At 43.7% G+C, this 26,781-nt stretch carries 16 protein-coding genes and 2 tRNA genes; 8 read left to right on the forward strand and 10 right to left on the reverse strand.

All coding sequences use genetic code 11. From position 1 onward, the window contains the following. Positions 1-16: 16 nt before the first annotated feature. From KEM09_RS01155 to KEM09_RS01170, 4 genes are all read left to right on the forward strand, one after another. On the forward strand, positions 17-1,144 hold the full coding sequence (locus KEM09_RS01155) for a chorismate transformation FkbO/Hyg5 family protein (RefSeq protein ID WP_212224089.1): 1,128 nt from the start codon (positions 17-19) through the stop codon (positions 1,142-1,144). Positions 1,145-1,187: 43 nt separating this feature from the next. Next, positions 1,188-1,898: a cupin domain-containing protein gene (locus tag KEM09_RS01160; protein ID WP_212224091.1), complete on the forward strand. Its 711-nt coding sequence runs from the start codon at positions 1,188-1,190 to the stop codon at positions 1,896-1,898. 128 nt (positions 1,899-2,026) lie between these two features. Continuing rightward, positions 2,027-2,929, forward strand: coding sequence for a beta-propeller domain-containing protein (locus KEM09_RS01165; protein ID WP_212224093.1), 903 nt, complete (start codon positions 2,027-2,029; stop codon positions 2,927-2,929). Positions 2,930-2,986: 57 nt separating this feature from the next. Then, entirely contained in the window at positions 2,987-7,009 is a 4,023-nt protein-coding gene (locus KEM09_RS01170) for an SUMF1/EgtB/PvdO family nonheme iron enzyme (RefSeq protein WP_212224101.1), read from the forward strand. Between the two features lie 298 nt (positions 7,010-7,307). On the opposite strand, the gene KEM09_RS01175 is transcribed toward KEM09_RS01170, so the two are convergent. The 10 genes from KEM09_RS01175 to KEM09_RS01220 form a co-directional block, all read right to left on the reverse strand. After that, positions 7,308-7,691, reverse strand: a complete 384-nt coding sequence (locus KEM09_RS01175; RefSeq protein WP_212224103.1) for a TFIIB-type zinc ribbon-containing protein — start codon at positions 7,689-7,691, stop codon at positions 7,308-7,310. A 189-nt stretch (positions 7,692-7,880) separates the two neighbouring features. Continuing rightward, positions 7,881-9,272, reverse strand: a complete 1,392-nt coding sequence (gene xylE / locus KEM09_RS01180; protein WP_212224105.1) for a D-xylose transporter XylE — start codon at positions 9,270-9,272, stop codon at positions 7,881-7,883. 180 nt (positions 9,273-9,452) lie between these two features. Then, entirely contained in the window at positions 9,453-10,769 is a 1,317-nt protein-coding gene (gene xylA, locus KEM09_RS01185; protein WP_212224107.1) for a xylose isomerase, read from the reverse strand. A gap of 125 nt (positions 10,770-10,894) precedes the next feature. Next, a complete protein-coding gene (locus KEM09_RS01190; protein WP_212224109.1) occupies positions 10,895-13,123 on the reverse strand; it encodes a glycoside hydrolase family 3 C-terminal domain-containing protein in 2,229 nt (742 codons plus the stop codon). 72 nt (positions 13,124-13,195) lie between these two features. Next, the gene (locus tag KEM09_RS01195) at positions 13,196-14,674 is read right to left on the reverse strand and encodes a xylulokinase (protein WP_244824742.1); all 1,479 of its coding nucleotides are present in this window, start codon (positions 14,672-14,674) and stop codon (positions 13,196-13,198) included. Between the two features lie 65 nt (positions 14,675-14,739). Next, positions 14,740-15,729, reverse strand: coding sequence for a GntR family transcriptional regulator (locus KEM09_RS01200; RefSeq protein WP_212224117.1), 990 nt, complete (start codon positions 15,727-15,729; stop codon positions 14,740-14,742). A gap of 511 nt (positions 15,730-16,240) precedes the next feature. After that, positions 16,241-16,327, reverse strand: a tRNA-Ser gene (locus KEM09_RS01205). A gap of 88 nt (positions 16,328-16,415) precedes the next feature. Continuing rightward, positions 16,416-16,488, reverse strand: a tRNA-Trp gene (locus KEM09_RS01210). A gap of 480 nt (positions 16,489-16,968) precedes the next feature. Further along, on the reverse strand, positions 16,969-18,309 hold the full coding sequence (locus KEM09_RS01215; protein WP_212224119.1) for a sensor histidine kinase: 1,341 nt from the start codon (positions 18,307-18,309) through the stop codon (positions 16,969-16,971). Beyond that, positions 18,299-19,666, reverse strand: coding sequence for a sigma-54-dependent transcriptional regulator (locus KEM09_RS01220; RefSeq protein ID WP_212224121.1), 1,368 nt, complete (start codon positions 19,664-19,666; stop codon positions 18,299-18,301). Before KEM09_RS01220 ends, KEM09_RS01215 begins: the two co-directional genes overlap by 11 nt. Before the next feature lie 318 nt (positions 19,667-19,984). On the opposite strand from KEM09_RS01220, the gene KEM09_RS01225 reads away from it, so the two are divergent. The 4 genes from KEM09_RS01225 (at position 19,985) to KEM09_RS01240 (ending at position 26,765) form a co-directional block, all read left to right on the forward strand. Next, a complete protein-coding gene (locus KEM09_RS01225; RefSeq protein WP_212224129.1) occupies positions 19,985-21,235 on the forward strand; it encodes an efflux RND transporter periplasmic adaptor subunit in 1,251 nt (416 codons plus the stop codon). A gap of 6 nt (positions 21,236-21,241) precedes the next feature. Next, entirely contained in the window at positions 21,242-23,536 is a 2,295-nt protein-coding gene (locus tag KEM09_RS01230) for an ABC transporter permease (RefSeq protein ID WP_212224131.1), read from the forward strand. Between the two features lie 96 nt (positions 23,537-23,632). Further along, positions 23,633-24,337, forward strand: coding sequence for an ABC transporter ATP-binding protein (locus KEM09_RS01235; RefSeq protein ID WP_212224133.1), 705 nt, complete (start codon positions 23,633-23,635; stop codon positions 24,335-24,337). A 109-nt stretch (positions 24,338-24,446) separates the two neighbouring features. After that, positions 24,447-26,765, forward strand: a complete 2,319-nt coding sequence (locus KEM09_RS01240) for an ABC transporter permease (protein ID WP_212224143.1) — start codon at positions 24,447-24,449, stop codon at positions 26,763-26,765. Positions 26,766-26,781 lie beyond the last annotated feature (16 nt).

Below are 26,781 nucleotides of genomic sequence, written 5' to 3' on the forward strand. Positions count from 1 at the left end.
AAAACTTAAATATTAGATGTTTAAAGCTGACTATCATATCGTAACGTCAACCATTAGTTCCAATGTTGTTGATATGTTTAATGACTGTATTAAACAGTTAAGATCTGGTGAGGGTATTCTGCGCATAGCTGTTTTCTGGAATCCTGACGGGAACGAAGGATATGTAGATGATAAAAGGCGACTATTAGCTACTGCTGCTGAACGATTCGGAAACAATCAACCATCTATTAGTTTTATTGCGCAAAAACCACTGGATTCAGAAATGGTACTTGAAGTAATACAGGTACCTTGTTGCTTAAATACCCAACTTATCTTTAAAAAATATCATGGTATATCTTATGCAAAAGTCATTAAGGAGGAGTATTGTGAACTGCACTTATCTGGTGTATCCGCACCTTTGCATTTGAGTGTAAGACAACAAGCCAAGCAGATCTTTCACACAATCAAAAGCATTCTTGAATGTGAGGGAATGCCTATAAATTCTATTGTGAGACAATGGAACTATATTGAGCGCATTACTGATTTGGATGGTGAGTCACAACGCTACCAGTTATTTAACGATGAACGCACTTCGTTTTATGAAATGACAGATTGGCCCAATGGATTTCCGGCAGCAACTGGTATTGGTATGATGGCAGGTGGTATAGTGGTCGATTGTCTCGCTGTTTCAGGGGTTGATCAGGATCTTCCATTAACCAACCCTCTACAGATTGATGCCCATGCCTACACGCAGGGAGTTTTAATTGGAGCAGAAGACCAGAATAGAGGAATTAAAACCACGCCCAAGTTTGAACGGGCTAAATATATTGGAAATACCAATAAGGCAATAGTTTATGTCTCTGGCACGGCAGCCATAAGAGGAGAGAGTAGTCTTGGTGTAGGTAATGCTGCCAGGCAAACGCAACTAACACTCGAAAATATCAGTCATCTGGTGTCGACGGATAATACAGTAACTCCAGTTTCAGGTGTAAGGTGTCTGGAAATGTTAAGGGTGTATATCAAGCATGAAGAGGATTTTGAAGAGATTAGAGAGGTGTGTTCCCAATACAATGCTGCCGCCAATGTTAGCTACTTATTGGCCGATATATGTAGGGATGAGCTATTGGTTGAAATAGAATCAGTTTTCTCGCTATCGGTAGTGTAACGGTTAATAATAGAAAAAAGAGAATAACAATAAAACTAATGACATGAAAAGGAGAGATGCCCTTAAAATGACGGCCTTAGGCTCAGTAGGAGTGGTTGCAGCAAGTGTCAGCAACTCATGTGCAAGCACTGCTGTAAAAGAGAAAGAATGTGAAAAAACATGCACAAAGATGGTGAAGAGATATACAAATGATGATTACTATGTCAATGGACAATTAAGTGCAGATAAAGCACTTCAGGCGTACAAGGAAATGTTTGCGCATTACAATTATCCGTTAGATGAGTTCTTATTGACAAACATGTTCATTACAGATTTTGGCCTCGGGGATTTTGAAAATGTCGGTATGGCGGGTGTATTTTGGTACAACGATGCAAAACATGGCTACTTTGCGCACGAGATCTTTTTATTGCCAGGCCAAATGATTGTTGAGCATCAACATTTAGAAACCGAGCATCCGGCTAAGATGGAATCCTGGCATGTACGCCAGGGATCAATCTTTACATTTGGTGAGGGTGATGAAACGCCTAACAACCCACCTACACCAGTGAGCCAGAAGGAATTTATCACAGTAAATAACGTTGTTGAATTAAAATGTAATGGCATTAATACCTTGAACAGAGCTGAAGCGCCTCACTTTATGATGGCTGGTGCAGAAGGAGCTATTGTGTCAGAGTATGCTAATTATCATGACGGAAATGGCTTAAGATTTACAAATCCCAGCGTGTCATTTACTGATATACTTGGTAATGTATAGCCCTAAGGGGTGAAAATGGAACAGGCCGGGAAGCTGATGTATCAGCCTCTCCCTGTTGCTATTAATTGAGGAAAAAAGCGACTGAACTGGAATCGCAGGAGTTTTGCTAAATGCTATTTGCTAATAATATGAATGGAATACCAATATCGTGGAGGATAACCTTGTTGATTTTGGCAGCCTTAGTCATGGGGTGTCATAACGATACACCAACGATGCTTATGGCCGGTTCAGGCTGGGATGAAATCGTAAAGACTGATAAAAATGGTCATATTCTTTGGCGGCATAAGCTTGAACAGGATCAGGAGTGCAATGAAGTAACAGAATTAGCAAATGGAAATATCCTGTATGCACACCGAACTGGAGCCAAGGTGATTACCGCCAGGCATGAAGTAGTGTGGGAATATTTGGCGCCAGAAGGAACTGAGCTGCAATCAGCATCTGTAACTAAGGAAGGCAACTACCTCCTGGGGCAATGTGGTTGTCCGGCTAAAATAATGGAGTTTACACCACAAGGTGACAAACTGAAGGAGCTGGTGTTGAATACAGGGATTAAGAAGCCTCATTCACAGTTTAGAAGAATTCGTAAAACAGAAAAAGGAACATATTTAGTCCCAATATTAAGTAAGGGTGAGGTGCATGAATATAATGAGGATGGTCTTTTACTACAGGTCGTTAAAGTTGGCGGCGTTCCATTTTCATTAGTTGTACTGCCAAGTAATAATTGGCTGGTTTCTTTGGGAGATGCACATCGTTTAGTCGAAATTAACCCACAAACCAGTGAAGTGATTTGGGAGGTAAATGAATATGATATCGATAGCGTTGCCTTGCAATATGTGGCCGAGGCAATCAGACTTGAGAATGGGCATACCATTATTTGTAACTGGGGAGGTCATGCCCGTAATAGTCAGCCAACAGCTTTGGTTGTTGAGATTGATTCGGATGCAAATGTTATCTGGAAACTGGAGGATAAAGATAATTTAGGACTTATTTCAACCATTGATCCGCACTGGCATTTAACATATCTGCGTTGAATCTGCCTGCAGACCTAAAGCTAATAGAGTGTTTGTTGCACAAGAAAAAATTGAATAATGAAAAAGAAATTTACATTAAAACAAATTGTAGCTATTCTGGGACTCATAATTGCATTTCAAGGCGGGTGGTCTCAAACAGCTGATAAGGTTTATATGCGTGCAGATAACTGGGCCAGTACTGTTCTGCAAACAAAGGCCAGGGTGCAGCAGGCTTTTAGCGAGCATAATTTGCCATTTTCCACTGATGTTGTCAGAAAGGGTGAGCAGCCAAGAAAAATATCATTAGATGTTTCGCAGTTAAAACAGTTGGGTTTAATTACTTGGGGAACCAAGGATGGAACACGAAATGATCATAGTGCCTGGGTAAATGCCAAACTGATTACCACGTCGGGTGAAACTGTTTGGCTTGATGAAATGAAGCTTAAGAAAGAATACGCCCAATTTGGTCATCCTACCCGAAATCAGAACAAACAACATAAGCCAATTATTATTACGGGGAAACAATATGATCGAGGTATTTACACCCACGGCAATGGGGAGTTGATTGTTCAATTGGATGGTCAATATGAACGATTTGAGGCAGAGGTAGGGATTGAAAAGCTGGGAAATAAATCGTCATCAGTCATTTTTAAAGTACAGAATATTTCCACTTCTGGTATAGCTAATCGTTTGTCTCAGGATTTTCCTGAGGAAATGCGTTACTTTTTAAGTCATGCCAGCACCGAACCTGATATCTGGCTTACTTCATATGATGGTAAGGTAGAAGAGGAGGCTTTGAAAAACCTCATTGCCAACCTGGAAGAACCAGCTCATTTTCAGAAGGAGATGAGGAGCGTGAATGCTTTGGTGAAAGACAAAAAGATAGAAGCCTGCCTGCAGCTTTTTAAGCGAGTGTTAAATGTGTATTCTTTGCAAAAAGAGCTTGAATGGGTCAAGCCGGAGTCGATTCAATTGGCGGTTGAAAATATGAAGCAAGATGCCAATTTCGATGCGACCCGTTATACGTCTATGCTAGAGGAAATTAGTCATTTGCTGCCCCTGGTTCAAAAAGGAATATACACGGAAGATCAGCAAGCTTTTGTTGATGCTGAGAAGATTCTGTCAGCCAGGAGAGAGATTTTACTGGCCAACCCACTTTTGGATATGGATAGAATCCTTGTTGTTCGTCATAAGCTAAACAATAATGCCCGAAAAGAGATGGGACCGGGTATCGGAACGCAAAGTAATAACTGGTCGGGGCATAACTCTCAGCGAAAGAATGGGTTCAACTGTGAAATTACAGAGTTGAGCAATCTGCGAGGACAAATACAAAGCAAAACAATTTATAAACCAGATAATGGAGCACCAGTAAGCGATTTGCAATTGCACTGGAATGCCGATCGATTGCTGTTTACAACAGTCGGAGATAATGATACCTGGCAGCTGTTTGAAGTTAAAACGGATGGCACAGGATTACACCAGTTAACACAGAGTGAAGAGAAAGATTTGAACTTCTTCGACGGAACATATTTGCCAAATGGTAAAATATTGGCCGTATCCAATATTGGATATCACGGAGTACCTTGTGTGAGCGGAAATGATATTGTAGGTAATATTTGCCTGTATGATCCCAAAACACATGATTTACGTCGCTTAAACTTTGGACAGGATAACGATTGGGATCCCATTGTAATGAACAACGGTCGTGTTATGTATTTGCGTTGGGAGTATACCGATAACACCCACTACTTTTCGCGTATAATGATGCACATGAATCCGGATGGTACCAATAAAAAGGAACTATATGGAAGTGGTTCCTATTGGCCAAACAGTATGTTTGATGCGCAGCCGCTGCCAGGTAAAGACAATACTCAGTTCATAGCCGTAGTGTCGGGTCACCATGGTATCGCACGTTCTGGCCGACTGGTATTATTTGATCCGAAAAAAGGTCGCCAGGAAGAGAAAGGAGTTGTGCAGGAAATACCCTACCGCAACAAATATGTTGTACCTGAAATTAAAGATCGCCTGGTAGATGGTGTTTGGCCTCAGTTTCTCAAACCACGTGCTTTAAGCAATGAGTACTTTTTAGTAACCGCCAAAATGTCTCCTGAGTCATTGTGGGGTTTATACCTGGTGGATATTTTCGATAATGTTACACCGATTGTTCAGTTTGAAGGAGAAGGTATTACAGAGGCTACTCCGGTACAGAAACAAACAACACCACCGGTTATACCAGAAAAGGTGAACCTGGAAGATACTGAATCGACCATTTATATACAGGATATTTATGAAGGAGCAGGGACCAAAGGTGTGCCGCGTGGAACCATTAAAGAGTTGCGTATTATTGCCTATGAATTTGCCTATATCAAATCGCCATCAGGCCATATGGAGCATGGCATACAAAGTGGATGGGATATAAAGCGTGTATTAGGTACTGTGCCAGTTGAGGAAGATGGTTCGGTCATTTTTAAAGTGCCAGCCAATATGCCAATTACTATTCAGCCATTAGATGCTGACGGAGCAGCAGTTCAATTGATGCGTAGCTGGCTCACGGGTATGCCAGGAGAGGTGGTGTCTTGTGTGGGTTGCCACGAGAACCAATATACCATTGCAAAACCAAAATTTACTATTGCCTCAAAAATGCAACCTCGTAAGCTGACTCCTCCGGTTGATGGGGTGAGAGCAATTACTTTTGAACATGAGATTCAACCAATCCTTAACAAGCGATGCGTCGCTTGTCATGATGGAAAGAATCATTTACCTGATTTCAAAGATAACTCACCTGAAAAAGTGACAAAGTTTGGTAAAAGCTACCTGGCATTTCATCCTTATATCAATAGACAAGGGCCTGAAGCAGATATTTATGTGATGAAGCCAATGGAGTATCACGCTAATACAAGTGATTTGGTGCAAATGCTTAAGAAGGGGCATCACAATGTTGAACTGAGTGATGATGAATGGCGGACCTTATATAGATGGATTGACTGTAATGCCCCGTATAATGGTGTGTTTAATGCCAATGAATACTGTGGCTATAATCAGGTGGATCGCCGTCAGGAATTAATGGAGAAGTACAACAATGTAAAAGTAGACTGGAAAGGTGAGTTACATGCTTACATTGAAACATTAGCAGCGAAAGGTGAAGTAGAAATAGTTATACCTCCAGTCGAAGAGTCAGTTAAGCATCAAAAAATAAAGTCGCGAAATTGGCCCTTCTCATCCGAATTAGCCAGCAGAAGTCAAAACAATGATGGTGATACCGTAAAAGAAATAGAACTAGCGCCGGGTGTTACTATGAAAATGGTGCGTATACCATCAGGTTCATTTGTAATGGGCTCAGAAAATGGAGACATCGATGAATATCCCCGCTCAAAGGTTAAGGTCAAAAAGGCATTTTGGATGGGTGTGTTTGAAGTAACCAATGAACAATATACAGCAGTGGTGCCAGAGCATGATAGTCGTTATATTGCACAATTCTGGAAAGATCATGTTAATCCGGGATATCCGGCTAATATGCCGAATCAACCAGTTATTCGTATTAGCTGGGAAGAGGCCATGGCTTTCTGTGATAAACTAAGCGAGCAGTTAGGTATGCAGGTTAGTTTGCCAACTGAAGCACAATGGGAATGGGCGGCCCGGGCTGGTAGTGAAGAAGATTTCTGGTTTGGTGATAGTAATACCGACTTTTCGCCCTATGCCAATTTAGCTGATAAGCAATTGGCGCATATGGCCGTTATAGGTGTGGACCCAAAGCCTATGTCTGAAAAGCACCACCTGAGACCTTACTTTGATTTTATACCTCGTTCTAAAACGGTGGACGATGGCAACATGCTTGGAGCAGAAGTAGGCCAATACGAAGCCAATCCATGGGGATTATATGATATGATTGGAAATGTAGCTGAATGGACGCGTACAGATTATGCGCCATATCCCTATAAAGAGGATGACGGACGCAATGCTGGAACATTGCATACCGATAAAGTAGCTCGCGGAGGTTCCTGGAGAGACCGGCCCGAGAAAGCATCTTCTTCGCGCCGAAAGGCTTTTAAGAGCTGGCAAAAAGTATATAATGTTGGGTTTAGGATTGTTATAGAAGAGTAAATCCTGAGATAATATTCTTACTAATTTATTTCAGAAGATTTGTAAGTGTTAAAACGTAATCAGATTGATAATAAACGTGGTGTGACGGTGACTCTATAATGTTACCAGGCTCCACGTTTTTCAACTTTTATCATTCGACGATATTAGATAATGATTAAAAGATATAGGCTATGCCGATTTTTTGGCACTAACTTTTAACTCCAATATTTTTTGTTGCTGATGGCTAAATATCAACTATTAGCTATCCGCGTTCGTAATGGACCACTTTGCAAGCCTCTAATGCATGGTTTTAGAGGCGTCAAGTAAGTCGCCTGACGAATTTGCTGATGGTTAGCAGCCAGTTTTCCTGCTGAATAGCTTCAAGCTCACCTTTATCGAGCCAAATACCGTTGCAGTAGGGACAGTAGTCGAATATGACTTTACGGTCGCGCGGGTGAACGCCTTTTTCGAGCCGGGGTGAGTTGTTACACGATGGGCAATGGAGGCTTTTCAGCTGTTCGGCTTCGCTGGGCAGGTGCCTGATCTCAAGCAGCCGGGGTTCAATGATCGTATCAATCTGCGCCAATTCATCCTTATCGAACCATAGGCCTCCGCAATCGGAGCAGTTATCTACTTCAACAGAGGCATTGTAATCATTAATGGTTCTGGTAGATAGTATTTGCTGGCAACGTGGGCAGTTCATGTTAATTTTTTTCTGAGTATGGAGTAAAAGTAATCAACATGCCTTAAAGATAAAAAAGGAATGCGCTAATTTGATGAGCATTAAAAAAACTTGTCGCACCAATCAGGGATGATGTATGTATATAAAAGCAGCTGCCGTAAGGGTGAGAACGACAGCTGCTTATTTATGTTCTGGAGCTTTGGTGTGCTCCTACAGTTTCTCAATCACTTCTTCCATCTCCTCCAATGATTTGCCTTTTGTTTCGGGCACCATCTTCCAAACAAAAATGGCTGATAGTATACTCATAATACCATAGAACATGTAAGTCATGCCGCCGCTGAACTCCATCATGGCCGGATAGGTAGATGAAATAAAATAGTTGGCTGCCCATTGTGCTGCTACAGCTATGGCAATGGCTTTGCCACGGATTTTGTTAGGGAAAATTTCACCAATCAGCACCCAGCAGATGGGGCCCCAGCTCATCATAAATGAGGCGGTATAGACGATGATGAATACCAGTGTACTGATACCAATCACCTCCAGGAAAGATAAAGTTCCAATGGCCATCATGCCAATGGCCATACCCACCGAACCAGTTATTAACAGTGGCTTGCGACCCCATTTATCCACCGTAAGAATGGCTATTACCGTGAAAATGACATTTACTAAGCCCATTACAATGGTTTGCAGCATAGAAGCATCTTTGGCCGCACCCATGCTTTCAAAGATGCGTGGTGCATAATACAGGGCCACGTTAATGCCCACAAACTGCTGAAAAACGGATAATAAGATCCCGATGATAATCACCTTCTTGCCATAGGCCATTACCTTGGATGAGCTGACAGCTTTGTCAATGGTGCTCTGTATGTCGTTCAGGATACGTTTGGCGGCATCCCGGCCGTTAATGCGCTTCAGAATAGTCAATGCCTCTTCCTGGTGGCCTTGCATGGCCAGATAGCGAGGTGTTTCGGGCACAAACAGCAGCAGAATGCCGAACAAGCCGGCCGGAATGGCTTCCGACATAAACATGTAGCGCCAGCCGATGCTATTGATCCATTCGATGCTTTGCCCCTTGGCGATGGACCAGTTGACAAAGTATACCACCAGCATACCAAAGATGATGGCAAACTGGTTAAAGGAAATCAAACGACCACGAATGTGCGCCGGTGCAATCTCGCTGATGTACATGGGGCTAATGGCAGATGCCAGTCCCACGCCAATACCGCCAATTACCCGGTAGAAATTAAACATGTATAGTAAGCCCATGGTTGCTTTTCCCTTTTCGAAGAACAGGAATTCGGGCTGACCAGAACCTAAGGCAGAGATGAAGAATAGCATTGCAGCTACCATCAGTGATTTTTTACGGCCCAGTCGTGATGCTAACAGGCCCGATATTGCCCCGCCAATGATGCAGCCGATAAGTGCGCTCGAAACGGTAGCGCCATGCGCAAACGAGCTTAAATTAAGTCCATGAATTAAAAAGGCCTGGATGGATTTTTCGGCCCCGGATATAACAGCTGTATCATAGCCAAACAGTAAACCACCTAAAGTGGCAACCAGTGTTAGCAGCATGATATAGCCGATGTTTTGTTGATTTTCCATAAAACCGGATTTAAATACTTAGTTAGTAGTGTTTAGTCAGTAGTCAGTGGTATTTTGGGGAAGTGTCGAGTAGTAAGATGCAAGTGTCGAGGCTGATATTCTTTCACAAAGCTTATCTCACTACTAACATCTTACTATACCTTTTCTACCTCACGACTGTCTACTGGCTACAACTACAGACTAAATATACATGTTAATTAACTGCTCGTAGCGCTCTTGCTTACCGCTAATCATGGCTGGTTCACCCACTTCTTTGGCATAGGCACGCAGGTCTTCCATTGTTAGCTTGCCGGCAACAAATTCAGCACCCTTACCGCTGTCGAAAGAGGCATAGCGCTCGGCTTTTTGCTTCTGGTAATCACTGTTGTTCAATATGTCATCGGCAATTACCAGGGCGCGGGCAAATGTATCCATACCCGATACATGGGCGATAAAGATATCTTCCAGATCGGTAGAGTTACGACGCGTTTTGGCATCGAAGTTAATACCTCCACCCTGGAAGCCACCAGCTTGCAGGATCACCAGCATGGCCTGCACAGTTTCAGGTATGCTGGTTGGGAATTCATCGGTGTCCCAGCCGTTTTGGTAATCGCCTTTGTTGGCATCAATGGATCCTAACATATCGGCGTCGGCGGCGCATTGCAGTTCGTGCTCAAAAGAGTGTTGGGCCAAAGTAGCGTGGTTGACTTCAATATTCAGTTTAAAGTCCTTGTCCAGGTTGTAGTGACGCAGGAAGCCAATCACCGTTTCGGCATCCACATCGTACTGGTGCTTGGTGGGCTCCATGGGTTTAGGTTCGATAAAGAAGTTGCCTGTGAAGCCATTTTTACGTGCGTAATCGCGTGCCATGGTCAAGAACTGGGCCATGTGCTCTTTTTCGGCTTTCATATTGGTGTTAAGCAATGACATGTAGCCTTCTCGACCACCCCAGAATACATAGTTCTGACCGCCTAAGGCGATGGTTGCATCCAATGCGTTTTTCACCTGTGTGCCTGCATGTGCCAGCGCTGTAAAGTCCGGATTGGTTGACGCGCCATTCATATAACGGGGATTAGAGAATACATTGGCCGTTCCCCATAGCAGGTTTACGCCTGTTTCTTTCTGGTACTGCTGAGCGATTGGGATGATTTTGCCCAAACGTTCTTCGATTTCAAACACAGTGCCATCGCCCACTACATCTACATCGTGGAAGCAATAGAAAGGCGCACCAATCTTTGTGAAGAATTCAAAAGCCGCATCCAATCGGTATTTCGCTCTATCTATAGCGCTACTGCCTTTGTCCCACGGGAAAACCTGTGTGCCCGGACCAAATGGGTCGCCACCATCGCCGCAGAATGTGTGCCAGTAGGCAATAGCAAAGCGCAAGTGTTCTTTCATTGTTTTGCCGGCAATTACCTGCTCCGGATTATACCATCTGAATGCCATTGGATTTTTAGAATCTCTGCCTTCGTAGGCAATTTTTCCAATGCCAGGGAAAAATTCGTTACCTGTTGTCATGATCTGTTGTTTTTACAATTCGAGACCGAAACTTTGCTTGTGTTTAATAAATCTGATAATGCCTATATTGACTTCGGTCTCCAATTTTCTTGATTAGTATTTTGTGTAATTATTGTCCTCCGTCTTCACTCTTCTATTTTAAGTTCTAGCATACCAGCTTCGGGAGCTCCTAAATCGATGGCTCTTTGCGATGGCAGTGTGCTGCCGATATAAAAGCGATAGCGACCGTTGACATATTGCTCTTCACCTTTTTCATCAATATTGGTCAGTTCTGAAGTATCGATGGTGAATCGTACCTGGGTGCTGCCACCGGCATTAATGGTTTCGCGTTTGAACCCTTTCAAATCGTACATGGGTACCGGAAAGTCGGCATCCAAAGCAGATACATATAACTGTACCGTTTCTTCAGTATCGAAATCACTGCCATTGCTGATGTCGGCGGTTAGTGTAATGGCTTCGCCAAACTGGTATGTTGTTTTTTGGCTGCTCATGTTTGAATAGCTGATTTCGGCATAGTTGAGGCCAAAGCCAAAGGGATACATGGGATCGTCTTTCATGTATTTATAGGTGCGACCATACATGGTGTAATCTTCGTAGGGCGGCAGTTGATTCACGGATTTAGGGAATGTAACCGGCAGTTTACCAGTAGGTATAGCGTCGCCAAAAATAATATCGGCAATAGCATTTCCGCCTTGTTCGCCCGGGTACCAGGCCATGATAACAGCATCGGCTATTTTATGCACTTCTTCCAGGGCTATGGGGCTGCCACCCATCACCACTACAATTAATGGTTTGTCCTGGTCTTTGCGTATTTGCTTCAGGTATTCCAGCTGTTTGCCGGGTAGTTGAAGGTCGGGGCGATCGCTTTTGTGGGCCGAGCCAATGGCTTCCCCTTCTTCGCCTTCGAGTAGTGTGTTGATGCCAACCACTGCAATACAGGCTTCAGCGCCTCTTGCTTCGCCTATGGCCCAGCCGATGGGGTTCTTGTTTTCTTCAGTTAACAAGAAACCATGGCGGTATTCGAAACGGGTACCCAGACTCACTGCTCCGGCAATGCCTTCAATGACTGAGATAACATTGTTTGACATGCCATTGTAGTTCCCCAGCATTACGTCTACGTCGGCCGCTAATGGGCCAATGGCAAACAGGTGTTTGATGTCTTTATTTAGAGGTAGAACGCCGTTGTTTTTGAGTAGGACAACTGATTTCTGAGCCGCCTTGCGAGCCAGTTCAACGTTCTGTTTGCTGTTAACCACCTCAGGTCCCAGATGATTATAAGGGTTATCACCATAAGGGTCAAACAAGCCCAGCTTAAAGCGTGTGCGCCATAGCAGGCGTAGGTTGCGGTCAATATCTGCCTCGCTAATCAGTCCGGCTTGTACGGTCTCCACAAGGTTTTGGTAAGTGCTGCCACAGTTAAGGCTCACGTTGTGCTTAATGGCCTCGGCCGACGATGCCGTGGCATCATTGGTGTACTGGTGTAAACCATGGAAGTTGGCTAAGGCACCACAATCAGACATGACATGCCCCGTGAAGCCCCAGTTGTTGCGCAATATCTCTGTCAGTAGTAAAGTGCTTCCACAGCAGGGTACATCCAGCGTGCGGTTATAGGCACACATCACCGCTTCTACATCGTATTGGGTGACCAGCATCTTAAAGGCAGGCAGATATGTTTCGTATAAGTCTTTGGGCGACGAGTAGGCGTTAAAGCTATGCCTTAATCCTTCAGGGCCATTGTGCACGGCGTAGTGCTTGGCACAGGCGGCAGCTTTCAGGTAAGTGGGGTCGTAGCCCTGTATGCCTTTCACAAAGGCACCGCCCAGTGTCCCACTCAGGAAAGGGTCCTCGCCCCAGGTTTCCATGCCACGTCCCCAGCGCGGATCGCGAAAGATATTTACATTGGGCGACCAATAGGTTAAACCGGCATACTGCAGGTAGTTTCCGTTCTTTTGCGCGATGTTGAATTTAGCTCGTCCCTCATCGGAAATAGCGGTAGCCACATCTTCAATGAGCATGGGATCGAAGGTGGAAGCCATGCCAATGGGTTGTGGGAAAATAGTGGCGCGTCCCATGCGGGCAACACCGTGCAGCGCTTCGTTCCACCAGTTGTAGGGTTTGATACCCAGGCGTTCGATGCCAGGTGCGTCGTGCATCAACTGTGCACATTTTTCCTCAAGCGATAGCTGATTGATGACCATGTCAAGCCGCTCTTCCATGTCAATACGGTGGTCGAGGAATGTGCCGGCCAATGAATCAGGCAGGGCAGGGACTGGATTTGATGTTTGCTGATTGGAGGTGCTGCAAGCAACTAATAAAGAAACTATAAATAAGCAGGCGATAAAGAGTTTTTTCATTTTGGATTTTGTGTAGGTGATTTGTTAGATGGATGATATGATGAAGGATTAGCATTTGGCAGCGTAACCGCTTTAGTCTTCGCTAAGTTGCTGCTTCCAGTTCTTGTAAGCCGCTTTCAACGATTTTGTGTTTTGCTCAATTGGCTTAATGATTTCCACCTTCTCCAAAGAGGCAAAGGCCTCTTCGAGTGTGCTGTATAGGCCGGCTCCATAGGCTGCTCCACGCGCCGCACCCAATGCGCCATCGGTTTCGTACAGTTCAATGGTGGCGCCCGAAATATCGGCCAGTGTCTGACGAAATATCGGACTCAGGAACATATTGGCCATACCGGCTCTGATGACCTTGGTTTCGATGCCGGTTTGCTGCATCACTTCCATGCCATACATAAAACTAAAGGCAATGCCTTCCTGGGCAGCTCTTAACAGGTGAGCGCGGGTGTGAATATTAAAATTCAGGTGCTTAACCGTAGCACCCGGGTTCTGGTTTTGCAACACGCGCTCAGCACCGTTGCCAAAAGGAAATACCAGCAGGCCATTGCTCCCCGGTTCAACCGTCAACGCTTCGTCGTTTATCTGCACATAGTTTAAATCGACTGCCACGTTTTTACGCAGCCACGAGTTGAGGATGCCTGTGCCGTTGATGCAAAGTAATACGCCAAGGCGATTATCTATATTGGTGTGGTTGACATGTGCGAAGGTATTTACGCGTGATGCCGGATCGTATTTTAGCTGGTCGCTAACACCATACACTACACCCGATGTGCCGGCTGTGGCTGCCACCTCACCCGGGTTTAGCACATTTAGACTTAATGCATTGTTGGGCTGGTCGCCTGCGCGGTACGACACAGCTATACCTGTGTGTAAATCCAACTCCTCAGCTGCTAGTTCGCTCAGGTAGCCCTGTATCTCAAAGGTGTCTTTAATGCTTGGGATGATGTCGGCCTTAAAACCATAGTTAGCCAGTAGTTCTTTTGATACACTTTGTGTTTTAAAATCCCAGAAGATACCTTCTGATAAGCCGCTCTTGGTGGTGGTTAGCTGATTGGTTAATCGATAGGCAATGTAATCGCCTGGCAGCATTATTTTATTGATGCGCGCATAGATTTCGGGTTCATTTTCCATTATCCACTTTAACTTGGATGCCGTGAAGTTACCCGGCGAGTTGAGCATGTGTGAGAGGCAGTGCTCCTTACCAATTTCATTAAAGGCTTTGTTGCCGTTCTGTACCGCGCGACTGTCGCACCAGATGATGGCAGGCCTTAGTACGTCTCCGTTTTTATCAACCGTTACCAGCCCATGCATTTGGTACGAGATACCGATTGAATGAATCGCTGATGGGTCAACCTTGGATGTGGTCAGCACATCTTTCAGCGCCAGTTTCAGGTTGTTCCACCAATCCGCAGGATTTTGTTCGGCCCATTCGGGCTGCGGGCTTGAGATAGCCATTTCTTCTTTGGGATAAAACGCTGTGCTAAGGGCTTTCCCTGTTGTTACATCAAGCAATGCTACTTTTACCGATGAGCTTCCTATGTCGAATCCTAGTGAATACATGATTTGAATTTTAGTATACTGTTCTGTACTGGTATGGTGTAAATCTATAAAAAAAAGAATCACGGTTATAATGATTCTCTAAAAAAAAGCTTTGTTGGTACGCAAAAATCCATTGCCATATCGCTGGAGGCAAAGGCTGCCGCCTTTTGTCCCATTAATTTAAAATCAGTTGAAATAACCGAAATGCCTTTGTAAATGAATTTCTTCATGGGTGTTTCGTTATAAGATAATATGCCAACATCGCTGCCCGGTTCCAGTTTGCGTTCCTTACATTGCTCCAGTATATGGCCCAACATACGGTCGCTTACGCTGAAATACATGTCGCCTGCTCGCACATTCAGGTCGTCTTCATTGGTGAGTCGTTGATGTTGGTAGCCCTTGTCCAGACAGTATTGGGCAAAGCAATCGGCCGTTTCAATGGGGTGATAGGTGTACGAGGGGTAAACCATTATCTTGCGTTCATATTTTTTCAACAGGTGGTCGGCTGCTTCAAGCGCCTCACTAACAGGTGTGCTGAAATCCTGATAGAGCTTATTGTTGAAGTTGCGAATGTTGGTGTTCCAGTCAATAATCAGGGTTTTGTCGGGGGGCAAGGTGTTGACGATGTCAGGCACTTCCTGGTGGTCGAATGGCATGATGATGTATTTGCTGTAGCGTCCACGGCTGTCGGTTATCAGTTTTTTAAAGATATCGATGTTGTAATGGTGGAAATGCACATCGGCAATGGTGTTCTTATCCAGGTTTTTAACAAATTCGCCGTACAATACTTCTTTGTAGGCTTTAAGGGTATCCAGGAAAAGAAATACTTTGCGACCTTCGCGGGCAATGAAATAGCCTTTGTTGGGCACCGACTCAATAACGCCCTGTTCCTTTAAGATGCCATAGGCCTTAAACACCGTGTCGCGCGATAGCTTGTAGGTTTGGCAGATAACATTAACGGAGGGAAGCTGGTCGCCTTCGTGTAGCTTATTTTCGGCCAGTGCATTGGTCACGGTATCTACCAGCTGTTGGAATTTGGGTATTTCACTATTGGGGTTGATATTGAATTTAATCATCAAGTACGTAATTAAGTGTTCTGTTCTGGTAGGTGCAAATGTAGGAATTATTTTTCAAACACAGATTAACCCCAACGTTGTTAATGCTCAACCAAATTGTTGAACACCAACAATGGAGTGTTTAACATTAATCAGACATGGTGGAGTGTTAACAATGACTGGTGCATCTTTAAAGTGACCTAGAGGAACGTTAACTGTGATTGGTGCATCTGTAAAAAGACCTCGTATAGTTTCAACAATTGATTGTTGAATACCAAGCAGGCTATATGGAGCCTTGATAATGTGTGTTTGAACGCTAACAAGCAGTGATTGATGGTCAATCAGCCTGCCTTTAGTCTTGATAATAGCGAATAATGATTATCTAAGGCCTCTTACACTTCAATAACATCTTGTGGTATATTAACGGAGTGTTGCCGGTTGTTGAATACGGATAAATAGCCATTATTGGCAGGATTAGCATAATGTATGGAAAATGTATAGCTCTGCCGAATAAGAAAGAATCAATGAAGAGCGGAGAGAGGGGGATTCGAACCCCCGGTACCCTTGCGGGTACACATGCTTTCCAGGCATGCACAATCGGCCACTCTGTCACCTCTCCAATTGCAGCACCAAATATATGAACTTATTTTAATTCTGAAAGTTCAGTTGGCTAGAATAAAAAAATCCCGACCGAAGTCAGGATTATGCACGGGAGGAGCGACTCGAACGCCCGACACCTGGTTTTGGAGACCAGTGCTCTACCAACTGAGCTACACCCGTATATTTTAGTGGCATTGCCTTTGCTAATGCGGATGCAAAAATAGAAGAATATTCATTAAAGCAAATGTTTTTACAAAGAAAAAAATGCGAATCGTGGCCTACCATCTGGTTCTTAGTGTATTTAATTTTACAGGACTTATCGCACATTCGCGTTTTTACAAAGATAAAGATGTAAAATCCGCCATGCATCTGTCTCTGGAGCTCGTCAATCTGGCAAAAACAGTCGCTCATGTGGCTCTCAAGCTCATCTTTCTCCACATTCTTTAGACGCTTCTATGGATTCCGGAGAACAATCTGGCTTTTTTACTGAATTCTCTGGCGGATTTATAGAATCTTCTGCAAAAATCTGAGGATGTTCTGTGAATTTTACAGAACCTTGTGGCAAAAGAACAGAACTGTCTGGCTTTTTTGCAGAACGTTGTGTGATTTCTGCAGGCAGACGAGCTTTTTGACCCCTCAGTCCTGTTAAAATACCAGGTGTCAGACACCAAACAAGAGACTGACAACCGTACCTTGTCCTTCTTTGGAGTCAACTTTCAGCTGCCCGCCATGCAAGCGCATCACCTGGCGTGATAAGGCCAATCCTATTCCATTGCCACCCTGTCGTGTGGTGTAAAAAGGTACACACACTTTGTTTATCTCATCGTGCGGAATGCCTTTCCCATTATCCCTAACACTCAGCTGCAGATTTCGGCCATTCATTTTAGCCACCATCGCCATGTTGGAGTCGGCTTTATTAAGCGCCTCCAGGCCGTTTTTAACCAGATTAATCAGCACCTGTTCAATCAGTTTCTCATCAATGTTATACGACAGGTTCGTCGGGCATTCAATGCTTATTACACAGTTGGCATCAGTGGCCGATGCTGCAAAAAGCGTTTGTATACGCGAGAGCAGCTGTTGTATATTGCAATGGGTGGTTTGTACACTCTTTAAGCCGGTCATGCTGCGGTAACTTTCTACGAATTGCGTGAGTCCCTTGCTGCGGTTGTGCATGGCATCCAGGGCCTCCATAATTTCCTGCTGTTCATCGACCTCCATCACCAGCGGCTGGGTGTTGTTTTCAAAGCGTTGCTTCAGACCGGCAGAGATAAGGTTCACCGGGCTTAACGAGTTGATGACCTCATGGGTGAGTACCCGAATGAGTTTTTGCCACGACTCCAGCTCTTTCTGTTCAATCTCACTGCGTATATCCTGAAAGGCTATTAAACGCAATACTTTGGTCTCCTGCTTCATCAGTACCGATGTTAAAGCTATCTGCAGCAGGCGGTTATTTACCATCAGCTCAACCAAATGCTGCTGGTGTGGTTGCAGCTGCATCAGTTCATCGGCCAGGCCGGGCTTCAGTGTATTGAGTTTATCCAAACGATGGATGTATTTAAAATCCAGTAATTGCAAAAGGGCATCGTTTGTCATCATTACATTACCGTGTTCGTTCACCACAATAATGGCCACCCCCAGTTTTTTCAAAGCATTTTCAAAAAAGAGGTATTCTTTCTCTTTATCGAGTTTGAGTTGCCTGAAAGCTTCTACTACCTGGTTAAAAGCTCTGAACAAGTCCTGAAAGGAGGCATCCTTATCGCGGGTGCTGAAATGAATGGTGGTATCGCCAAATCCAAATGACTGGATGAATTTGGCCAGTTCGCGATTGGTTTTCCGAACCGTATAAATCAGTCGGCCCACCTGAAAAATATACAAGGCCCCAAGCAGATAAAAAAGCATGGGAGGTGACTCCAATAGCCAGAGCAACAAGCCCGTTAAAGGTGTGACGGCCAGTAGTACCGATTGAATAATAAGACTGACAGATGAGTGCTTAAAGGTCATACTTTTTTATTTTGTCGTATAAAGTAGAGCGGTTAATGCCTAGCTTCATGGCGGCTTTGCTCATGTTGCCCTTACAGTTGGCAATGGCTTTTTCTATTAGTAAACGCTCGTGCTCATTCAGGTTAAAGCAAGCATCGTCCAATACTTTGGCTTGGTGCTTGTTTAAGAAAAGGTCTTCACTGCAGATGCTTGCTGAATCGCAAAGTATAACAGCCTTTTCGATGGTGTGTTGCAACTCACGTATATTGCCTGGCCACGACTGTTCCTGAAGCGCCTCAATGGCATTGGCCGTCAGGCTTAATGAGCCCTTATTGTATTTATCAGCTTGTTTTTGAATAAAATAGTTGGCCAGTGGGCCTATATCTTCCTGCCTGTTGCGCAGGGCCGGCAGCTCAATGGCAATGGTGTTGATCCGGTATAGCAGGTCTTCTCTGAAGCTACCCTCGGCCACCATTTGCTGTAAAGGCATATTGGTAGCACATATCAGGCGAATATCTACCTTAACAGGTCGTGTGCCACCAACAGGTGTTATTTCCCTGTTTTGCAAGGCAGCCAATAGTTTGGCCTGTGCTGCCATCGATAGGTTACCAATTTCGTCGAGAAACAGTGTGCCGCCTGATGCCAGTTCGAAACGGCCGGTACGGTCAGTTTTAGCATCGGTAAAAGCACCTTTCATATGACCGAATAGCTCACTTTCAAACAGGTTTTCGTGGATAGCACCCAAGTCCACCGATACAAACATCTCATCTTTTCGTGCAGAAAGCTGATGGATGGTGCGGGCCATCACCTCTTTACCAGTGCCATTTTCGCCCAGAATAAGCAGGTTCACATCGGTTGGTGCCACTTTTTTAACCATGTGCATTATTTGTTGCATGGTGTCCGATTGCCCAATGAACATATCGGTTTGTGTGTCGATGCACTCTTTCAGGTGCTTGTGTTTCTTTTTCAGGCGGCTGATGTCACGTTTTGATTTTTGCAACTCAAACACTGAGCGTAGAGTGGATAGTATCTTGCGTTCGTCCCATGATTTCTCGATAAAATCGGCCGCCCCCTTTTTAATGGCTTTAACGGCCAGCTCCACATCACTATAGGCTGTTATCAGTACCACGGCCAGTTCCGGATCATGTTTATGCACTTCCTGCATCCAGTATAAGCCCTCGTTGCCATTATTAATACCTGCCTTGAAATTCATATCAAGCATGATGATGTCGAAAACAGCTTTTGTGAGATGCTCTTTAATCCGGTTGGGATTATGCTCGGTGACTACCGTTTTAAAATGTGGACTCAGGTAGAGCTTAAGGGCAACAAGCAGTTCTTTGTTGTCGTCAACGATTAGTATATTTCCTTCTTTGGGCATGGTGGTTGAGGTATAGTTTATAGTGGCAATCCTATTTAGTATTATTTAAAAAAGCTGATAGCTATTAGCTGACAGCCATTAGCTTTTTAGTTTCCTTGATTCTCTTAATTGTTCACCAATAAATAAGCCTATCGTAAAAGCTTCTGATTACTTATCAGTTTTAAAAATACTTCTTTATTGTTGGAATATCATACATATGTGTTGGAAAATCCAACACAGCTTTTAAAAGCTGAAAATGTAAAGTGTTGTAAAATAGGGTTTAGTGTATAAGGCATGACTTTGGCATAAGGCAATAACAGCAGTCAAAGTAATATAATAATGGATAAACAACTACAAAAGAAACCCTGGTGGAAAAAGCATTTGAAATGGCTTATTGGTGGCGGCATATTTATTTGCTGGAGCATTTACTTTATTGCATTTGCCGATCATCGAAGCCAGGTAAAGGTGGATGCAAACCGTGTCACTGTTTCGACCGTTGAGCTAGATGATTTTCAGGATTACATCAGTGTAACAGCCACTGTTGAACCTATCAAAACGATTTTTCTGGATGCCATTGAGGGCGGACGAGTTGAAGGAATTTTGCTGGAGGAAGGCAGTATGGTGAAAGTCGGCGATGCCATAGCGCAACTAAGTAATACCAACCTGATACTGGAGATTTCGAATAATGAAGCTAATGTGGCACGAGCAATCAATGAGCTGCGCACTGCTCGTTTGCAAATGGAGATGAATGCCATGGAGCTGCAGAATCAGATTGTGCAGCTGGAAGGCGACTTATTTATTCAAAAGCGTAAATACGATAATTCACGTGCGTTTTACCGGGAAGGTCTCATTGCAGAAGATGAATACCTGCGCGATAAAACCAGTTACGAGGCTTCATTGCGGCAAATGAATCTGCTCAAGGAAAGCTTTATGCGTGATTCCATTTATCGGGGTATTCAGATTCAGACATTGGAGCGTTCAGCCGAACGCATGGAGCAGAATCAGGGAATTATCCGTCAGCGGCTGGATAACCTGACCATTAAAGCACCGGTTACGGGGCAGTTGGCAGCGCTTAACCTCGAAGAAGGACAGGTCATCAGTTACGGCACACGCATTGGTAAAGTCAATATACTGGATGAGTTTAAGCTAAAGGCCGAAGTAGATGAGCATTACATCTCGCGCACGCGCAAAGGACTAAAAGCCAGCTGTCAGTTTCCCAATGGGACTATTGATGCAGAGGTGAGTAAAATATACGCCGAAGTAAAAGAGGGTAAGTTTACCGTTGACCTGGAGTTTGATAACAGCAATCGGCAGAACCTGCGTATTGGCCAGACCAGTCATGTAAAACTGGAACTGGGTAACTCATCTAAAGCGCTTTTGTTGCCACGTGGCAGTTTCTTTCAAAGTACTGGTGGACAATGGGTATTTGTGCTTAATAAGGATCGTACAGCAGCTTATAAGCGTCAGGTGAGTATTGGCCGGCAGAACCCGCGCTACTTTGAGGTACTGGACGGATTGGAGGCCGGAGAAGAAGTAATTACATCGGGCTATGAGATATTTGGAGACAATGAAGTGGTGGTTTTAAACTAGAACAAAATGACAAACTATTTATTAAAAACGGCTTTTCGCCATATCATCCATCGCAAGTATTTCAGCTTGCTCAATATTGTTGGTTTTGCAATGGCTTTTGCCACATCGCTTATCATTTTCTTTTATGTTATTTTCGAATACAGTTTTGATAGCCACCATGAGAAGGCAGCAACAGTGTACCGTATTGAGTTTGGCGATCAGGTGATTTATAAAGGAATCACTGCGCAGCTGCTGAAAGATAAGATGCCTGAGATTAAAAATGCCACAACACTATCACCCTATGCGGGTCAGGTTATTGTGCATCCAACACAGCCCGATAATATATATGCAGGGCGTGTGTTTCAATCTGATTCGGCCCTGAGTAAAATGCTCACCTTTGATGTACTCATGGGTGATTTAGATGCTGCATTTATTGATAAAAGCAAGATGGCCATTGCTTCGGATGCTGCCCTGCAGTTATTTGGTTCTACCAGTGTTATTGGCGAGAAGGTATTGATTAACTACGGACGAGAGATGGAGATATGTGCTGTGTATAAATCATTTCCGTCCAACAGTTCCTTCAGTCCGGCGGGTTTTATGAGCATCAAGCAAAATCAATCGCGTTTTGATAGGTCAGAGAGCAGCTTTTTAACATTCGTAGAGCTTGATTCGCACCTGGTGACAGAGCGTCTGAAGCAGCGTATGGCAGAAATTCTCAATGCCGAATTTGATGATGAGGTAACCATTCATCTGCGTGCTCTGAAAGATGTGCATTTCGCAGAAAAGATTAACTACGAATATGCCAAAGTAACCAAGCGTTCGACGGTGGATCTATTCTTGTCCATTGCATTTCTTATTCTGATTATTAGTGTGATTAACTATTATAATTTCAAATGTGGCATCATGCCAACGCGAGAAAAGAACTTCTTTGTACAGGAGGTGAACGGAGCTAAGTTGAAACATATCAGGCTGACACTGTTAATTGAGGGGCTTATTGTATGTGTGGTGGCAGCTGCTTTGGCCTACCTGCTGGTTGAGTTGTTTAACAGTTCACAATTATCGGATCTGGTACCTTATGACCTTAAAGAATTTGGGTTGGGACAAAGATTGCTGATGTTGTCTGCCATTAGTATCTCGGCTGCTGTTATATCTGTATTGCTGCCAACCGGTTTTAAATTTACCGATACGCTGGTAGGAAAGTACCGTCAGGCGTCCACCAAATCGTTCATAAGCATGCGTGGTATACTGATGACATTCCAGTTTATTGCTTCACTGGTGTTGATAATCAGTTCGATTGTTATTTATCAGCAAAAGCAGTTTTTACTCCATTATGATACAGGCATTGCCACTAATAACATACTATCGTTTCCATTGAGTGGTAAGATTAAGAAAAACCTGGATAGTTTTACTTCCGAGTTGAAGAAATCAGCACATATTACTGATGTTACTTATGCAGCTCATGGGCCATCCAATACCATGATGGGATGGGGAAGAACCATAGATGGGGAGTCGGCATCGTTTTATGTATGGCCGGTGGCTGAGAATTTCCTGAGCTTTTTTGATGTGAAGGTGCTTAAAGGCCGTGATTACTCAACTAATACAATGGATAACAATACATTTATCTTTAACCAGACGGCCATTGATAAATACAACTGGGAACACAAGTTAAATAAGCAGTTTCCAACTTTTAGCGGAGAAGCTGATATGATAGGTATATGTGAGAACTTTAATTATGCTTCTTTGCATCATACAGTCGATCCGATGTGTTTCTGGCTCAATCGAGGTCGGTGCAACATGGCGTTTGTTAAGTTCTCAGGAAACCTGCCACTTGTTATAGATCATGTTGAGAATTGTTTCAAGGATGTATCACCTAATCAGATGTTCGACTATGGGTTTGTGGATGACACCTACCAGGCCTATTATAAGAGTGAGATGAACCTGTTTAAGCTCATCAGCTTTTTTAGCTTCATTGCCCTCTTAATTACAGCTATCGGTATTACAGGGCTGGTCACCATTATTACCCAGCGTCATATAAAAGAGATAGGGATTCGTAAGGCTAATGGGGCACGTATTTATGATATTATTAAACTACTCAACAGGAAGATTACCTATACCATTATCATCGCTTTTGTGATTTCGGTGCCCCTTGTATGGTATTTGATGGAGCTGTGGATGAATAACTTTATTGTGCATACCGCCATACAATGGTATTACTTTTTGCTGGGCGGAATGGGAGTGTGGCTATTGGCTACCTTGGTAACCTTGCGTCAGACATGGAAAGCAGCCAGTCAAAACCCGATAAAGGCCTTGAGGTATGAATAAAAAAAGCTATTAGCTGATAGCTATCAGCCATTAGCTACTAACAATACAAACAAATTTACTAATCACTGTGCACTGCGCACACAAGCACTAAATACTATGCTAAGAACGAACAATCTCCAAAAGGTTTTCAGAACCGAGGAAGTGGAAACCACCGCTTTGAATAATGTCAATATCCATGTGCAAAAGGGCGAGTTTGTGGCCATCATGGGACCTTCGGGTTGTGGCAAGTCAACATTACTGAATATCATTGGCTTACTGGATAATCCTACTGATGGCGAACTGTTTTTCGATGGTCAGGAAATCGCTTCCTTTAAAGAACGTCAGCGCACCAACCTTCGCAAAGGCAATATTGGATTTGTATTTCAGAGTTTTAACCTGATTGATGAGCTCAATGTATTCGAAAATATTGAAATGCCATTGGTTTACTTGAAGCTATCGGCCAAAGAACGTCGAGAACGTGTGCAAAAAGTGATGGAGCGCATGCAGATAGCTCACCGTGCCAAACATTTTCCGCAGCAACTATCAGGTGGACAGCAGCAGCGTGTTGCCATAGCCCGTGCCGTAGTTGCCAGCCCAAAGTTGATTCTGGCCGATGAGCCTACCGGTAACCTTGATTCACGTAATGGTGCTGAGGTGATGAACCTGCTGCGCCAGCTTAACGAGGAAGGAACTACGATTGTGATGGTGACACACTCGGCCGAGCATGCTGAATATGCGCACCGCACTATTAACCTGTTTGATGGCCACGTGGTGACGGAGCAAATACATCAGAATAAAAGTTTTGAGGCAGTTGAGTTGTAAATGAATCCGGCTTATTGGGTTTCAATAAACTTTCAGCCTAATGATAATAATCAGATAGAGTACAATGCTTATTAATAGCAGCCAATAATAGTTACTGACCAACCAAGCTATGAGACAACTCAAACAAACCATCCGTGGCATACTGACCAATAAGCAAAATGCACTGTTTAGCCTGATTGGATTATCCATTGGGTTGAGCAGTATTATTGTCATTATAATTTGGGCTTTAACGCACCTGACATTTGACCGTTTTCATCAGGATGCTGAGCAAATCTATTTTATTCAGTATACCGATACGCTTTATAACGAAACAGATTTTGTTACGCCCTTCCCTTTGGCAAAAGAGTTGCGTGAGCGTATTGCCGGTATGGAGCAAACAGCCACCTATACTTACTGGACAGATAAAAGCAGGATAAAAGCGGATGGCAAGGAGTTTTTTATTGATCTCACGCCCACCGAAGAGCAGATGTTTGCTATCCTGAATGTTGATTTTATTGGTATGGCAAATGGACATGTACTAAAACCTACTGATATAGCCTTGAGTCAGTCGCTGGCTCAAACCATATTTGGTACAGTCGATTGTGTGGGAAAAACCGTTGTTCTGCAGGATTCTATCGTTTCGCAGGTGGGAGCTGTTTATGCCGATTTTCCTGATAATTCAACCTTTAAACCCGAAGCTCTTTGTTATTATTCGCTTAGTGCCGATGAGTTTGTGCACTGTGAAGGATGGAAAAACTGGTGTTATGTGACTGTTGCAAAAGTGCCGGAGGGGGCTAATGTTGATGAGTTGAGTGTTCAAATTACGCGACTGATGCACGATGAGCATGAAATAAATGAGGTATTTTCCCTGTTCCCATTGATTGATTATCACCTGCAGCCCATTGGTGAGGAGGCAATGCTCAAACATTTGTTTATGGTTTTTTTCAGTGGATTATTGGTGCTCATTGTATCATGTGTGAACTTTATTAACCTGCAAACGGCTGTTTATTACAAACGCTCGAGGCAAAACAGTATTAAAAAGATGCTGGGTGTTTCACCCGGACAATTAATAGTTGAGGTGCTTTACGAATCGGGTATCTATATACTGGCTGCCCTGTTTATTTCTTTATTCATCAGTTATTCGCTTTTACCTGTTATATCGGATGGACTTGGTTTAAATGTGAGCGAGGTATTTAGTAATGGTCAGCTGATAGCTATTCATGGTCTTGTAGCAGCTTTGGTGTTCGTTTTGGTTTCGGCCTATATGGTTATTGTAGTCATCAGAACCATCAATCGTACTTCACTCATTGCAGGCGCAACTGAAAAGAAACTGCACAAAGGTGGTCAGGCCTTTGTGGTGACTCAATTTGCCTTGGCCATTTTTATCGGTATTGCCGCTTTTAGTATGCAAAAGCAATTATCCTTTGCTATTAAATCGGATAAGGGTTACAAGTCAGATAACCTCATGTATGTAGAAACCTGGGATTATCCGTTTGATGATAATAAGGCTGCCATTGAAGAGTATTTGTCTCAGAACAGCAAGGTTAAGGCATTTAGTGTATGCGAACGCTCTTTTAATACCCTAGGCTCCCGTACAACCAGTTTTACCAATCCTGAATGGTCGGAAGAGGAAAATGATTTTTATAAGGTGCTGTATCGTTGCGATGAGAACCTATTTGAAACCACACAAATTCATTTGGTCAGTGGTCGTTCATTTAACCCTGCTAAATACAATGAAGCTGACAACATTATTATCAACGAAACCTATGCAAAGAAGCTGGGTGGCGATGTGGTGGGTAAAACGCTGAAGGCTGGAAGCAAAGATTGCCGTATTATTGGTGTGTGCAAAGATTTTCAATTTGAAAACTTTTACACAACCATTGAGCCATTGGTCATTCAATACAGGGAGGAGTGGATATGTAATCTGTTGATTAAAACTACCGAAGGAAGCTACTCACAAGTAGCCAATGGGTTGCAGGAATTTATGACTTCCAGATCCGAAGCGCCCTTCACCATTGCTTCAATGGAAGGGTTATTGTCGGAATTATATGAAGAAGAAGAAACACAGCAGAAGTTACTATTACTCTTTAGTGCACTCACCATTATAATCAGTTGTCTGGGCTTGTTTGGTTTAACGGCATTTATCATCGAAAACAAAACTAAAGCCATTGGCATACGCAAAGTTAACGGTGCCACAGTAAGCCAGATATTACTAATGCTCAATAGAAATTTTGCCTTATATGTTATTGCGGCATTTGTCATCGCGTGCCCAATAGCCTGGTATGCTGTGAATAAATGGCTCGAAAACTTTGCCTATAAAACAGAGGTCAGCTGGTGGGTATTCGCATTGGCTGGTCTGTTGGCCCTGGTCATTGCCTTAGCTACAGTGTCTGTGCAGTCGTGGAAAGCAGCCAGTCATAATCCGGTGGAGGCACTGCGATATGAATAGATACAGAACGAATTAA

The organism is Carboxylicivirga mesophila (genome assembly GCF_018271975.1).
Taxonomy (GTDB): domain Bacteria; phylum Bacteroidota; class Bacteroidia; order Bacteroidales; family Marinilabiliaceae; genus Carboxylicivirga; species Carboxylicivirga mesophila.

What these genes read in the sequence shown, in the direction of transcription:
- KEM09_RS01215 (WP_212224119.1), bottom strand. Translation starts at nt 18,309, where the DNA reads ATGACCTTTAAGCACTCATCTGTCAGTCTTATTATTCAATCGGTACTA.
- KEM09_RS01190 (WP_212224109.1), bottom strand. Translation starts at nt 13,123, where the DNA reads ATGAAAAAACTCTTTATCGCCTGCTTATTTATAGTTTCTTTATTAGTT.
- KEM09_RS01225 (WP_212224129.1), top strand. Translation starts at nt 19,985, where the DNA reads ATGGATAAACAACTACAAAAGAAACCCTGGTGGAAAAAGCATTTGAAA.
- KEM09_RS01175 (WP_212224103.1), bottom strand. Translation starts at nt 7,691, where the DNA reads ATGAACTGCCCACGTTGCCAGCAAATACTATCTACCAGAACCATTAAT.
- KEM09_RS01195 (WP_244824742.1), bottom strand. Translation starts at nt 14,674, where the DNA reads ATGTATTCACTAGGATTCGACATAGGAAGCTCATCGGTAAAAGTAGCA.
- KEM09_RS01170 (WP_212224101.1), top strand. Translation starts at nt 2,987, where the DNA reads ATGAAAAAGAAATTTACATTAAAACAAATTGTAGCTATTCTGGGACTC.
- xylE (WP_212224105.1), bottom strand. Translation starts at nt 9,272, where the DNA reads ATGGAAAATCAACAAAACATCGGCTATATCATGCTGCTAACACTGGTT.
- KEM09_RS01165 (WP_212224093.1), top strand. Translation starts at nt 2,027, where the DNA reads ATGAATGGAATACCAATATCGTGGAGGATAACCTTGTTGATTTTGGCA.
- KEM09_RS01155 (WP_212224089.1), top strand. Translation starts at nt 17, where the DNA reads ATGTTTAAAGCTGACTATCATATCGTAACGTCAACCATTAGTTCCAAT.
- KEM09_RS01220 (WP_212224121.1), bottom strand. Translation starts at nt 19,666, where the DNA reads ATGCCCAAAGAAGGAAATATACTAATCGTTGACGACAACAAAGAACTG.
- KEM09_RS01235 (WP_212224133.1), top strand. Translation starts at nt 23,633, where the DNA reads ATGCTAAGAACGAACAATCTCCAAAAGGTTTTCAGAACCGAGGAAGTG.
- KEM09_RS01230 (WP_212224131.1), top strand. Translation starts at nt 21,242, where the DNA reads ATGACAAACTATTTATTAAAAACGGCTTTTCGCCATATCATCCATCGC.
- xylA (WP_212224107.1), bottom strand. Translation starts at nt 10,769, where the DNA reads ATGACAACAGGTAACGAATTTTTCCCTGGCATTGGAAAAATTGCCTAC.
- KEM09_RS01160 (WP_212224091.1), top strand. Translation starts at nt 1,188, where the DNA reads ATGAAAAGGAGAGATGCCCTTAAAATGACGGCCTTAGGCTCAGTAGGA.
- KEM09_RS01240 (WP_212224143.1), top strand. Translation starts at nt 24,447, where the DNA reads ATGAGACAACTCAAACAAACCATCCGTGGCATACTGACCAATAAGCAA.
- KEM09_RS01200 (WP_212224117.1), bottom strand. Translation starts at nt 15,729, where the DNA reads ATGATTAAATTCAATATCAACCCCAATAGTGAAATACCCAAATTCCAA.